The 13,184-nt window shown below is 61.1% G+C and carries 11 protein-coding genes; 6 read left to right on the top strand and 5 right to left on the bottom strand.

The features are described 5' to 3' along the window. Positions 1-212 precede the first annotated feature (212 nt). Together ACK56M_RS06890 and ACK56M_RS06885 are read left to right on the top strand one after the other, a co-directional pair. Positions 213-1,391 carry an MFS transporter gene (locus ACK56M_RS06890; RefSeq protein ID WP_015269261.1) on the top strand — a complete coding sequence of 393 codons (1,179 nt, stop codon included), beginning with the start codon at positions 213-215 and terminating at the stop codon, positions 1,389-1,391. Between the two features lie 126 nt (positions 1,392-1,517). Next, positions 1,518-4,994, top strand: coding sequence for a hybrid sensor histidine kinase/response regulator (locus ACK56M_RS06885; protein ID WP_054572789.1), 3,477 nt, complete (start codon positions 1,518-1,520; stop codon positions 4,992-4,994). Here ACK56M_RS06885 and rmuC read toward each other — a convergent pair. Both rmuC and ACK56M_RS06875 read right to left on the bottom strand, forming a co-directional pair. After that, complete coding sequence (gene rmuC / locus ACK56M_RS06880) at positions 4,966-6,339, bottom strand: DNA recombination protein RmuC (protein WP_161551463.1); 1,374 nt, start codon at positions 6,337-6,339, stop codon at positions 4,966-4,968. The genes ACK56M_RS06885 and rmuC overlap by 29 nt on opposite strands. Before the next feature lie 231 nt (positions 6,340-6,570). Continuing rightward, a complete protein-coding gene (locus ACK56M_RS06875; protein ID WP_024086418.1) occupies positions 6,571-6,990 on the bottom strand; it encodes a tetratricopeptide repeat protein in 420 nt (139 codons plus the stop codon). Positions 6,991-7,942: 952 nt separating this feature from the next. Between ACK56M_RS06875 and ACK56M_RS06870 the strand changes: the two genes are divergently transcribed. From ACK56M_RS06870 to ACK56M_RS06860, 3 genes are all read left to right on the top strand, one after another. After that, complete coding sequence (locus ACK56M_RS06870; protein WP_003257337.1) at positions 7,943-8,167, top strand: hypothetical protein; 225 nt, start codon at positions 7,943-7,945, stop codon at positions 8,165-8,167. A 249-nt stretch (positions 8,168-8,416) separates the two neighbouring features. After that, a complete protein-coding gene (locus ACK56M_RS06865; protein ID WP_003257336.1) occupies positions 8,417-8,899 on the top strand; it encodes a hypothetical protein in 483 nt (160 codons plus the stop codon). Between the two features lie 147 nt (positions 8,900-9,046). Continuing rightward, complete coding sequence (locus ACK56M_RS06860; RefSeq protein WP_013971392.1) at positions 9,047-10,327, top strand: OmpP1/FadL family transporter; 1,281 nt, start codon at positions 9,047-9,049, stop codon at positions 10,325-10,327. 41 nt (positions 10,328-10,368) lie between these two features. Here the strand turns inward: ACK56M_RS06860 and ACK56M_RS06855 are convergent, their stop codons facing one another. Continuing rightward, a complete protein-coding gene (locus ACK56M_RS06855) occupies positions 10,369-11,298 on the bottom strand; it encodes a LysR family transcriptional regulator (RefSeq protein WP_191471921.1) in 930 nt (309 codons plus the stop codon). Between the two features lie 114 nt (positions 11,299-11,412). On the opposite strand from ACK56M_RS06855, the gene ACK56M_RS06850 reads away from it, so the two are divergent. Then, positions 11,413-11,673: a DUF2798 domain-containing protein gene (locus tag ACK56M_RS06850; RefSeq protein WP_061303109.1), complete on the top strand. Its 261-nt coding sequence runs from the start codon at positions 11,413-11,415 to the stop codon at positions 11,671-11,673. On the opposite strand, the gene ACK56M_RS06845 is transcribed toward ACK56M_RS06850, so the two are convergent. Both ACK56M_RS06845 and ACK56M_RS06840 read right to left on the bottom strand, forming a co-directional pair. Further along, positions 11,580-11,969 carry a hypothetical protein gene (locus tag ACK56M_RS06845; protein ID WP_411959314.1) on the bottom strand — a complete coding sequence of 130 codons (390 nt, stop codon included), beginning with the start codon at positions 11,967-11,969 and terminating at the stop codon, positions 11,580-11,582. The two genes, ACK56M_RS06850 and ACK56M_RS06845, sit on opposite strands and share 94 nt — an antisense overlap. A 626-nt stretch (positions 11,970-12,595) precedes the next feature. Next, entirely contained in the window at positions 12,596-13,147 is a 552-nt protein-coding gene (locus ACK56M_RS06840) for a glutathione peroxidase (RefSeq protein ID WP_015269254.1), read from the bottom strand. Positions 13,148-13,184 lie beyond the last annotated feature (37 nt).

Below are 13,184 nucleotides of genomic sequence, written 5' to 3'. Positions count from 1 at the left end.
ATCTGCATGGGAAATGCACTGACTGGCAAGCGCGGTGATTCTGTAGCAAGCCTGTCCCGGCCTCATCGCCGGCAAGCCGGCTCCCACAGGTACCGCACATGGCTTGAGATCAATGCGGTCGAGGTGGGAGCTGGCTTGCCGGCGATGGGCTGCAGAGCAGCCCCCATTTGTCATATGCTCCGATTCGGCTATTCCACAACAAGGACGTGGCAATGCTCGCCGCCATCAAACGCTACCCGCACACCGTGCGCCTGCTGCTCGGCACTACCTTCACCCTCACCGTCGCCCGTGCCCTTACCCTGCCCTACCTGGTGGTGTACCTGGCTGACAACTTCCAGCTGCCGATCAGCCAGATCGGCCTGCTGATCGGTGGTGCGCTGATCATCGCCTCGCTGCTGAGCCTGTATGGCGGCCACCTTGTGGATACCTTGCGCAACCACACCCTGGTCAGCGCCAGCACCCTGCTGTTTGCCCTGGCTTTCGTCGGCGCGGTCGCCAGCAACTCGGCGCTGCTGTTCTTTATCTGCCTGGTGCTGATCAACCTGGCCCTGGCAGTGGTCGACATCGCTGCCAAGGCGGGCTTCTGCGCATTGCTACCGGTGGAGGCACGGGCCGAAGTGTTCGCCATCAAGTACACCCTCAGCAACGTCGGCTACGCCGCCGGCCCGCTGCTGGGCGTGGCCATGCTGGAGCTGAACGACCATATGCCGTTCATTGCCTCCGCCCTGCTCGGCCTGGGTATGTGCCTGACCTACTGGCGCCTGGGGGACCGCGGCCTGCAGGCCAGTGTGCCGGACAAACCCGGGGTCGGCTTTGGCCAGGTGGCGCTGGGTCTGGCCCGTGACCGACGGCTGATATGCTTCACCCTGGGCGGGGTGCTGAGCGCGGTAGTATTCGGCCAGTTCACTGCCTACCTGTCGCAATACCTGGTGGTAACCAGCAGCCCGGCCGAGGCGGCGCGCCTGATCGGTTACCTGGTGACCACCAACGCGGTGACGGTGATTGCCCTGCAGTACCTGATCGGCCGCCGCATCAGCCGCCAGCGCCTGATGCCCTGGCTGCTGGCCGGCATGGGCCTGTTCATCGCCGGGCTGCTGGGCTTCGCCCTGGCCGGTTCGGCGCTGGCGTGGTGCCTGGCGATGCTGGTGTTCACCCTGGGCGAGATCATCGTGATCCCGGCCGAGTACATGTTCATCGACCTGATCGCGCCGGAGCACTTGCGTGGGGTGTATTACGGCGCGCAGAACCTGTCCAACCTCGGTGCGGCGCTGGGGCCGGTGATGGTGGGGTTTGCCCTGGTACATCTGTGGCCGGGGGCGATCTTCTACCTGCTGGTGTTGTCGGTGATACTGGCGGGGGTGTTTTATTGGCTGGGTACCCGCAGTAACTGATGTTGGCTGTATCGGCCTCTTCGCGAGCAAGCTCGCTCCTACAACCATCGTCTGCGCTGACGAAGCGGCACCTGCGTGCCAGACTGATTGATCGGGACCGCGTTATCTTTTTGCTTCGGAGTCTTCATGTCGTTGTCCAGCGGGCTGATCGCCGTGGTCGCCCTGGCCTATATGGCCATCATGTTCGCCATCGCCTTCTACGGCGACCGCCGCAGCACGCCGTTGCCGCCGAAGCTGCGTGCCTGGGTGTACAGCCTGTCGCTGGCCGTGTACTGCACCAGCTGGACCTTCTTCGGCGCGGTCGGCCAGGCCGCCGAACAGCTCTGGGCATTCCTGCCGATTTACCTGGGCCCGGTGCTGCTGCTGATCTTCGCGCCCTGGGTGCTGCAGAAGATGGTGCTGATCAGCAAGCAACAGAACATCACCTCGATTGCCGACTTCATCGCCGCGCGCTATGGCAAGTCGCAGTCCCTGGCGGTGGTTGTGGCGCTCATCTGCCTGGTCGGCGTGCTGCCGTACATCGCCTTGCAACTCAAGGGCATCGTGCTGGGGGTGAACCTGCTGATCGGCGCCAACGCCGACGCCACCGGCACCCGCGTACAGGACACCGCACTGGTTGTATCCCTGGTGCTGGCACTGTTCGCCATCGTCTTCGGTACCCGCAGCCTGGACGTGACCGAACACCACCGTGGCATGGTCCTGGCGATTGCCTTCGAATCACTGATCAAGCTGCTGGCCTTCCTCGCCGTGGGCATCTTTGTCGTCTTCAACCTGTATGACGGCTTCGACGACCTGTTCAGCCAGGCCCGCCAGTCGATCCACCTTCAGGACTATTGGCAGGAGACCATCAATTGGCCGTCGATGGTGGTGCAGACCGCCGTGGCGATGATGGCGATCATCTGCCTGCCACGGCAATTCCACGTCACCGTGGTGGAGAACATCGAACCCCAGGACATGCGCCTGGCGCGCTGGGTATTCCCGATGTACCTGGCGCTCGCCGCATTGTTTGTGGTGCCGATCGCCCTGGCCGGGCAGATGCTGCTGCCGGGCACGGTGATCTCCGATTCGTTCGTCATCAGCCTTCCTCTGGCCGAGGCACACCCGAGCCTGGCCCTGCTGGCATTCATCGGTGGTGCATCGGCGGCCACGGGCATGGTCATCGTCGAGGCCGTGGCGCTGTCGACCATGGTCTCCAACGACATGCTGCTGCCCTGGCTGCTGCGCCGTACCAACGCCGAGCGGCCGTTCGAGGCATTCCGCCACTGGATGCTCTCTGTACGCCGGGTGACCATCGTGGTGATCCTGCTGCTGGCGTATGTCAGCTACCGCCTGCTGGGCTCCACCGCCAGCCTGGCGACCATCGGCCAGATCGCCTTCGCTGCCGTGACCCAACTGACACCGGCCATGCTTGGTGCGCTGTACTGGAAACAGGCCAACCGCCGCGGTGTGTTCGCCGGCCTGGCCGCAGGTATTTTCCTGTGGTTCTACACCCTGGTGCTGCCGATTGCCGCGCATAGCGTGGGCTGGTCGCTGCAGCTGTTCCCAGGGTTGGCGTGGCTGCACGGCAACCCGCTTGACCTGCCGATCAGCCCACTGACCCAGGGTGTCGTGCTGTCGCTGGCGGGCAACTTCACTCTGTTCGCCTGGGTCTCGGTGCTTTCGCGCACGCGGGTTTCCGAGCATTGGCAGGCCGGCCGCTTCATCGGCCAGCAGACCAGCGCCAGGCCCAGCAGCAAGCCGCTGCTGGCGGTGCAGATCGACGACCTGCTGACCCTGGCCTCGCGCTTCGTTGGTGAAGAACGCGCCCGGCAGAGCTTCATCCGCTTCGCCTACCGCCAGGGCAAGGGCTTCAACCCCAACCAGAACGCCGACGGCGACTGGATCGAACATACCGAACGCCTGCTGGCCGGCGTACTCGGCACCTCGTCGACCCGCGCCGTGGTCAAGGCCGCCATCGAAGGCCGCGACATGCAGCTGGAAGACGTGGTGCGTATCGCCGACGAAGCCAGCGAGGTGCTGCAGTTCAACCGCGCCCTGCTGCAAGGGGCAATCGAGAACATCAACCAGGGCATCAGCGTGGTCGACCAGAACCTGCACCTGGTGGCCTGGAACCGCCGTTACCTGGAACTGTTCAACTACCCCGACGGGCTGATCAGCGTGGGCCGGCCGATCGCCGACATCATCCGCTACAACGCCGAGCGTGGCCTGTGCGGACCGGGCGAGGCGCAGGTGCACGTGGCGCGTCGCCTGCACTGGATGCGTCAGGGCCGTGCGCACTCCTCCGAGCGCTTGTTCCCCAATGGCCGGGTGATCGAGCTGATCGGCAACCCGATGCCGGGCGGCGGTTTCGTCATGAGCTTCACCGACATCACCCCGTTCCGTGAGGCCGAGCAGGCCCTGCGCGATGCCAACGAACGCCTGGAGCAACGGGTGGCGGAACGCACCCAGGAGCTGTCGCAACTGAACCAGGCGTTGTCCGAAGCCAAGAGCCGTGCCGAAGCGGTGAGCCAGTCCAAGACCCGTTTCCTGGCTGCGGTCAGCCATGACCTGATGCAGCCGCTGAACGCGGCCCGGCTGTTCTCCGCCGCCTTGTCGCAACAGGCCGAGGGCATGAATGAAGAGGCCCGGCAGCTGGTGCAGCACATGGACAGTTCGCTGCGCTCGGCCGAAGAGCTGATCAGCGACCTGCTGGACATCTCACGCCTTGAAAACGGCAAGATTACCCCGGATGCCAAACCCTTTGCCCTCAACGAGCTGTTCGACACCCTGGGTGCCGAATTCAAGGTGCTGGCCGCCGAGAAGGGCCTGGAATTTCGCCTGCGCGGCAGCCGCCTGCGGGTGGACAGTGACATGAAGCTGCTGCGCCGGGTGCTGCAGAACTTCCTGACCAACGCCCTGCGCTACGGCAAGAGCCCGATCCTGCTGGGCGCACGGCGCCAGGGTGAACAGTTGTGGCTTGAAGTGTGGGACCGCGGCCCCGGCATCGCCGACGACAAGCTGCAGGTGATCTTCCAGGAGTTCAAGCGCCTGGACAGCCACCAGACCCGCGCCGAGAAGGGCCTGGGCCTGGGCCTGGCGATCGCCGACGGCCTGTGCCGGGTGCTGGGGCACAAGCTGGAAGTGCGCTCGTGGCCGGGCAAGGGCACGGTGTTCCGCGTCAGCGTACCAATTGCCCACCAGGCCGCGCCGGCGCCCGCCGCCCCGGTGGAACAGGGCGGCCAGCCACTGGCCGGGCTGCAGGTACTGTGCGTGGACAACGAAGACAGCATCCTGATTGGCATGAACAGCCTGCTCAGCCGCTGGGGTTGCCAGGTGTGGACCGCGCGCAACCGCGCCGAATGCGAAGCTCTGCTGGCCAAGGGCATGCGCCCGCACCTGGCGCTGGTCGACTACCACCTGGACGACGGCGAAACTGGTACCGGGCTGATGGGCTGGCTACGCGCGCGCCTTGGCGAGCCGGTGCCGGGCGTGGTGATCAGCGCTGACGGCAGCAAGGAAACCATCGCCATGGTGCATGCCTCTGGCCTGGACTACCTGGCCAAGCCGGTCAAGCCGGCGGCCCTGCGTGCCATGCTCAATCGCCATCTGAACCTGGTTCAGTAAGCGCTTCGTCCGGCAACGCCTCATCGGACAGCGCCCGCTCCAGCAGGTCGGCCGGCAGGCTCTTGCTGGCGCGGGCGCCCAGCAGCTTCAGCTGTTCGCTGCGGCTGACCAGGTTGCCGCGCCCTTCACACAGCTTGTTGCGCGCCGCGGCATAGGCCTTGTCCACCTGCTGCAGGCGGCTGCCCAACTCGTCCAGGTCCTGGATGAACAGCACGAACTTGTCGTACAGCCAGCCGGCGCGTTCGGCGATCTCGCGGGCGTTCTGGCCCTGGCGTTCCTGCTTCCACAGGCTGTCGATCACCCGCAAGGTGGCCAGCAAGGTGGTCGGGCTGACGATCACGATCTGCCGGTCGAAGGCTTCCTGGAACAGGTTCGGCTCGGCCTGCAGGGCTGCCGAGAAGGCGGCCTCGATCGGCACGAACAGCAGCACGAAATCCAGGCTGTGCAGGCCTTCGAGGCGGTTGTAGTCCTTGCTCGACAGGCCTTTGACGTGACTGCGCAGCGACTGCACATGCTGCTTGAGCGCAGCCTCGTCGTTGCCGGCGACGAACTGCTGGTAGGCGGTGAGGCTGACCTTGGCATCCACCACTACCTGCTTGTCGCCGGGCAGCATGATCAGAACGTCAGGCTGGAAGCGCTCGCCATCGGCGCTCTTCAAGCTGACCTGGGTCTGGTATTCGCGGCCCTTTTCCAGGCCGGCATGCTCCAACACCCGTTCGAGGATCAACTCACCCCAGTTGCCCTGGGTTTTCTGGCCCTTCAGCGCCTGGGTCAGGTTGGTGGCTTCGTCGGACAGGCGCAGGTTGAGTTGCTGCAGGCGCTCCAGCTCCTTGCCCAGCGAGAAGCGCTCGCGGGCTTCCTGCTGGTAGCTCTCTTCCACGCGTTTTTCGAAAGCCTGGATGCGCTCCTTGAGCGGGTCGAGCAACTGGCCGAGATGCTGCTGGCTGGTCTGGGCGAAGCGCTGCTCGCGCTCGTCGAAGATCTTGGTAGCCATGTCGGCGAACTGGGCGCGCAGGGTGTCGCGGGCTTCCTGCAGGTCTTCCAGGCGCTGCTGGTGGCTTTCCTGCTGCTCGCGCAGTTCGGCGTCCAGGCGTGCGGTCTGGGCCTCCAGGCGACGCAGTTCGGCTTCGCGGTTGGCACGTTCGAGGTTCCAGGCGTGAGCGGCATCACGGGCATTGTCACGGTCGATCTGCAGCAGTTCCAGCTCACGGCCCTGGGCGGCCAGCTGGGTCTGCTTGACGGTGTTGGCTTCGCTGAGATCGCTGATTTCATCGCGGCTGGCGTCCAGTTGCGCCTGCAAGCCGGCCAGGGCCAGCTGGGCAGCATTGAGGCGCTCTTCGAGCAAAGCCTGTTCGCCTTGCCGCGTGCCCTGGCGACGCTGCACCTGCATGACCCAACCCAGGCAAGGTAATGCACCTGCCACCAAGCCCAGCAGAATGCTGGCCAGATCCACTGTCATGCTTACCCCGAATGATCCTGGATGAATGCATCGCAGCTTATCAGCCTGAGCGGTGTGTTGCCTGTTCCGGCCTCTTCGCGGGTAAACCCGCGAAAAGGCCAGTGCTGGCAATACACCTCAGGCATGGAACCACTGCCGCAAAAGCCGCCGTGCTTCCTGCGACCCTTGCCCTGCCGCCAGCTCCAGCCAGTACCGCGCCTGCTCCGGCTCGTTGTGCTGGCACAGCCGTGCATACTCCAGTTGCGCGCGCCGATCACCGGCGCGGGCCGCCTGGCGCAGCAGTTCATGGCCAATACGCCGGTCACGGGCATTGCCGCAATCACGGCACAACATCTGTCCCAGGCGGCTTTGCGCCACTACCACACCCTGACGCGCCGGCTGTTTCAACAGGCGCCCGGCCAAGTGCTTGACCTGCGGCTTGTCACCCAGGCGCGGGTTGTCGAGCAGCCACAAGGCCACTTTGAGGGAGAAACGTTTGGGGGGAGGCGCAGGCGTCGATGCAGCAGGGCTGGCGAGGTGTTTACCGCGAAACTTCATGAGCAACAGGATTGGCAACTCGAAAGGCGCGCCACTCTACCCTTTTTTTTGCGACATGGCCTTCCGATTTCTGCAGGATTGAAAAAATTTTCAATGATCTTTTCTTGACGTTTTCAAGTGGATGACCAACTGGCCTCCTGAAGCATGTAGATTGTCGGACAGTTCACTGTATTGCTGGCACGCCCGTCCTAGAGCAAGCGCCAGGGACAATCCACAGTTCCTGTGGATAACTCGGTGGACAACCCCCTGGCATCCCCCGCAAACCCCTATGAATTGGGGCTTTCGCTCAAACTGACGATTTTTTCACCAGCTAAAAATAGTGTTTTTTTTCATTGACTTAACCGGCCAGTCAAGGCATTGGCGAGGCTGTCATCGCATGCTGCAAGGCAGTTGCAAGCGCTGCTCCAAATGTGAACAAGTGCACCAAAAACCTTCAATTGAATGCACGAAATCGGTACATCAGGCCGGATACGGGGCTTTTGCAGCCCCTTCCCATCAGGGAAAATACGCGCCATACTGCGCGGCTAACCTATATTAACACAAAGTCCTTGCCAAGCACCTGTATTTTCGCTAAGGTGCGCATCGTTAGTACCAAGCTGAAAGTCAATTCTGGCCTTAAGCGTCCTTGCAGACACACTCCTCCCAAGGGTGACGCTGCTGAAACCAGGACCGGCCCATTCGATGATTCACTCGCCAGCCCTGCGCTGTTCAAGCACGAATCACGTGACAGATTGATCAGGATCCCACCCCGACGGCCTAGAACCTTGGCCCCGGCGTGCTGCCTGTCCTCTGAAGTACCTACCAGTCAGCCCACGCGCCCACCTTTGATTGCGCTCCCTCTGGCTGCCCTGTTCCAGTCAGGTTCGTTCGTCCCTTAATAAAGGCGTCACTGGAACGTTTCTATCATGCACGGATCATAACTCCCGTGTTTAAAGCAGGAACCTCCAACAATATGCAAACTCATCATCAGATTCAGGCTGCCATTGGCACCCTCTCCCAGGCCTTCTCGCCGTTGAAGTGCCTTATCGTTGCCCCTCGCAAAGGCAGCTTCAGCTTCACCCTGGTAGACGAACACGGCGTCGCCTGCCACACCGAACGCCTGTACCCTGAACAGTACAGCCGCAGTGAACCGCTGCAGGCGGTCATCGCTCGAACCCGCCAGTCGCTCACCGCGTGAGCGGCGAATGCTGCGGTATTCAAGCGCTGAATCATCCCATCGCAAGCCTGCCTGAACGTTCGTGGCGTAATTGCCTTAAGGCATATAGCCAAGTACGTCAGGCAGCAATCGATTTAAAAACAGCCCTTTACACCACGATTATCACACTACACTTCAACTCGAGCGGTGCTTGCCGCTTCCGGCGGGCCTGATCACTCACCAGCTGCCAAGCTCCAGCGCCCGTCCGGCCCTTAACTGCTCGAGGGCATCATGGGTATCGCGGCGAATGAATTGTGTCAGTATGTGATCCGACCCACCCTGGTCTACCTGAACCGTCACTGCGCTAGCGCCGAAGCCTTGTTGCTTGGCATCGCCGCCAGCCAGTCGGCCCTGGGGTCGGCCTTGCACGACCGTCGTGGGCACGGTCTGTACCGTATTGGCGAACACCGTCACCAGGCTATCTGGGACGACTATCTTGCCCGTGACCCCGACCTGGCCAGCCTGGTCCGCGGCCTGGCCAGCCAGCACGCCTTCCTCGGCGGCCCGCACCTGGAACTCACCGTCAACCTGCGTTATTCAACCGCGATTGCCTGGATGCTCATCGAAGAGCAGGCCACGCCACTGCCGGCCGCCGATGACCTTCTCGCACTTGCGCGAATCTGGCGACAGATTTTCAACCCCCAAGGTCGCCTGCGCGACTTCACACACGCCTGGCATACCTGCATAGATCAGAGATTGCCGCAGGCATCTTAAGACGCGTCCTACAACGCACCCGGAAAAAAGGGAATTTTGGTCGGATTGTCCTACAAAACCGCTCTATCTCCTGCGATTGAGGCTATAGCGCGGCGCGTGATTTGTTGGTAGCTTTTCGCCCCGGAGATCCCAAGGAGTTTTCTAATAATGAAAAAAGTAATGCTCAAAGCCTCCCTCGGCGTAGCCGTTGCACTTGCTTCCAGCCAACTGCTCGCCGCAGGTTTCGCGCTGAACGAACAAAGCATCAGCGGCATGGGAACCGGGTTTGCGGGACGTTCGTCTTCTGCCGAAGATGCCAGCACGGTGTATGGCAACCCTGCGGGCATGTCTCGCCTCAAGCGCGAACAGGTCACCGTGGGTGGCGCGGCTGTCATTGCCAAAACTGATATTTCGGGTCGTGGTAGCAATTTCGGGGGGGAAACCGATGGCGACATGGTCCCGGTCGTGGGTGTACCCATGGGCTATTACGTCAAACCGATCGATGATCACTGGAGCGTCGGTTTCGGCGTTTACGTGCCATACGGCCTGATCACGGACTACGGCAGCGACGACGCGGCACGCTACTGGGGCAAGAAGAGCAAGGTCGAGGTCGTCACCTTCCAGCCAACCATCAGCTATGCCTTCAACGACAAGGTGTCGATCGGTTTCGGTCCGACCATCAACCGTATCAAGGGTGAACTGGGCTCGAATCTGTCCAGCAAGGCGCTGCTGGGCCCGAACGGGCCGGATGGCGAAATCAAGATCAAGGGCGACGACACCGCGATCGGTTACAACATTGGCGTCCTCGTACAAGCTACAGACCGTACCCGCCTGGGCCTGACCTATCACTCGATGGTCGACTACAAGCTTGAAGGCGACACGCGAGTGTCGTACCCGATTGCAGCCCTCGGCCTGAACGGCAAATTCGACGCCAGCCTGAAAATAAAGACGCCAGAATCGGTGGACTTCTCGATCACCCATGAACTGGATGACCAGTGGACACTCTATGCGGGTAGCACCTGGACTCGCTGGAGCCGCCTGGAGAGCATCGTTGTCAAGAACGAAGCACCGGCGGGCTACCCACTGCAGACCATCACCGAAGAGCAAAACTGGCATGACACCTGGGCACACGCCATTGGTGCTGCCTACAAGGTGAACAAGGAGTGGACCCTGCGTGCAGGCTTCTCCGTCGACCAGTCGCCCACCAACAACCATGATCGCTCGCCACGCATTCCTACCGGCGACCGCAAGGCTGTCAGCTTTGGTGCCGGTTGGAGCCCGAACGACGACATGACCATCGATGTTGCCTACTCGTATCTGTGGGAAGAGGATACCAAGGTGAACAATGTGTCCGGCTCGCCGACACAACAGGCGCTGAAAGGCACCTATCAGGCCAAGTATGAGAACAGCGCTCACGGTATTGGTGCATCCCTTACCTACCGCTTCTGATTCATACGCGTGACATGAAAACCGCCCTCGTGGCGGTTTTTTTACATCTTCACCTGCCAGTCATCGCCCAGGCATTCGCGCAGGTAGTCCATGAACACCTGTACTTTTGCGGTCATGGCAAAGCGGTCGGCCAGGCACAGATAGATATCCATCGGTTCGGTCTGGGCATAGGCCTGGCCGCTATCGCTGTATTCGAACAACGGCACCAGCACCCCGTTATCCAGATGCGGCCTTACGATGAACTCGGCAAGGCGGGTGATGCCGCCATCGTGCAGCGCCATCTGGGTCAGGGCATCGATGTCGTCGCTGATCAGGACACTACCGAACTCTGCCTCGAACCGCAGCCCGTCGCGCATGAACCCCCAACGCAGGAAGCGTCCATCCACCGGGTAGCGGAACACCAGGCAGCGGTGCTCACGCAACGCCTCGGGCGTGGCCGGCACTCCGGCGCTTTGCAGATAACCGGGCGAGGCACAGCAAACGAACGGGATGCGGGCGATATGCCTGGCCAGCAAGTGGTCTTCTAGCTGCGGGGTAATGCGCAGGCTTACATCCACATCCTCCCGCGCGTGGTTGACCCGGCGATCAGTCGTTACCAACTCTATCGAAAGCAGTGGGTAGCGGGCACTGAACGCAGGTATCAATGGTGCCAGGACATGGCGACCGAAGGCGGATGTCGAAGCAATGCAGAGCCGTCCTTGGGGTTCACTGTCGGGGGTGGTGACAGCCTGTTCGGCCATGGCCAGATCGCGCTCGATGTGCCTGACGCGTTCGTAATACTGGGTACCGGCGGGTGTCAGCGCCATGCTGCGGGTGGTGCGGCTGAGAAGGCGAACCTGTAAGTGACCTTCCAGGCGTGCCAGGTTCTGGCTGACCGCAGCCGGGCTCAGGCCCAGGTTGCGGGCACCGGCGGCGATACTGCCGGCCTCGACAACCTTGATGAAGCTGCGAATGGCGTTGAGCAGGTCCATGCTGAGCCCTTTGATTCGTAAGAATCTCTTTATAAAGAACTCAATACGACTGGTCTACAACTGTTGCCAGGTGCGTTGCTAACCTGCGTCTCTACTTACTTTTCAGGAGTTCGCATGAGCAACTTGTCCCAGGCACGCAGCCGACGCAAATTGCATCCCGCCGCCACGCCTTACGTTTTTGCCTTTTACATGTCGTCGATCATGGCGCTATTGATGTGTTTCGTGATCACGGCAGCGAATGCGGGGGTCAACCCTGAGTACCTTGGCAACGTGCTGAAGGCTTACCAATTGGCAATGCCTGTGGCGTTCGTTTGTGTATTGATGGTCAGGCCGGTGGTGGTGCGGTTGGTGGCGATTACTGTGCATGCAAAGTGAAGTAACCCCAAAGCCCAGGCAAGCCCCCTGCTCTTGCTCTTGCTCTTGCTCTTGCTCTTGCTCTTGCTCTTGATCTTGATCTTGATCTTGATCTTGATCTTGATCTTGATCTTGATCTTGATCTTGATCTTGATCTTGATCTTGATCTTGATCTTGATCTTGATCTTGATCTTGATCTTGATCTTGATCTTGATCTTGATCTTGATCTTGATCTTGATCTTGATCTTGATCTTGATCTTGATCTTCGCGACTTCAGGAGGCCGAGCAGAGGTCTTGCGGAGGGAGGTGACGGGCATGGATGCCCGTCAAGCGCTGAGGCCCCATGGATGGGGCCTGCAGCGCGTACTCCCGGGAGCAAGACCGGCGCGAGGGAACCCCGGAGCGCAGCGCAGGGGCCGGATGATGGGAGCGCAGCGTTTTTTGGTTACTTTTTGCCGCGTTTGGCAAAAAGTGACTCGCCGTAAGGGCGAAAAGGTGAGTAAGCGTCGCCATCGTAAATGGACTATACGCGAGATCAATACCAGTACTTTTCCGCTCTTCGCTCTTCGCTTTCAAGCGTGGGCATCAACAACAAGGTCAACATTCATTTTCGAAGGTGGCGCTTAATCACCTTTCCGCCCTTACGGCGGGTCACTTTTTGTCAAACGCGACAAAAAGTAACCAAAAAACGCTGGCTCCCATCATCCGGCCCCTACGCTGCGCTCCGGGGTCCCCTCGCTACGGGCCTGCTCCCGGGAGTACGCGCTGCAGGCCCCATCCATGGGGCCTCAGCGCTTGACGGGCATCCATGCCCGTCACCTCCCTCCGCAGTCCCTTCGCTCGGCCTCCTGAAGTCGCAATCTGCAGCGCCTGCACTATCGCGCACTTAGAAGCAAAAGCAAAAGCCAAAGCAAGAGCAAGAGCAAGAGCAAGAGCTGCTAGGTTATGGCTGGGAGGCAATGGCCTTTTCGATGGCTGCCCGGAATGCTGGATCATCCGGCTTGGTCAGGCTGGAAAAGTTATCAATCACCTTGCCCTTTCGGTCCACCACGTACTTGTAGAAATTCCACTTCGGCGCACTGCTCTGGCTTGCCAGCTCCGCGAACAGCGGTATCGCATCCGCCCCCCGCACCGACTGTGTCTTGGTCATGGTAAAGGTAACGCCATAGTTGGCATAACATACCTTGGCTGTCTTCTCGCTGTCGGCGTCCTCCTGCTTGAAGTCATTGGACGGCACGCCAAGCATTTCCAAGCCTTGCCCGTGATATTCCTTGTAGGTCGCTTCAAGCCCCTCGAACTGCGGCGCGAAACCGCAGTAACTGGCCGTATTCACCACCACCAGGGGCTTGCCGGCAAAGCGCTCGCACAGGTCCACCTGCCCCTTGCCCCGCAACTCTGGCAGGCTGCCCTGCAACAACGCCGGGCAATCAGCAGCCCAGCTCGATGCGCTGGCAAGCAGGGCCAGCACCGGCACCGTCAACCAATGTGCACGCATGACTCTTTTCTCCCGCAAGACAATCCTCGAACTTGCA

This window comes from Pseudomonas sp. s4 (assembly GCF_046764235.1).
GTDB lineage: Bacteria > Pseudomonadota > Gammaproteobacteria > Pseudomonadales > Pseudomonadaceae > Aquipseudomonas > Aquipseudomonas asiatica.
Note: the sequence above shows the minus strand (reverse complement) of the source record. Positions and strands in the feature narration are given on the sequence as shown.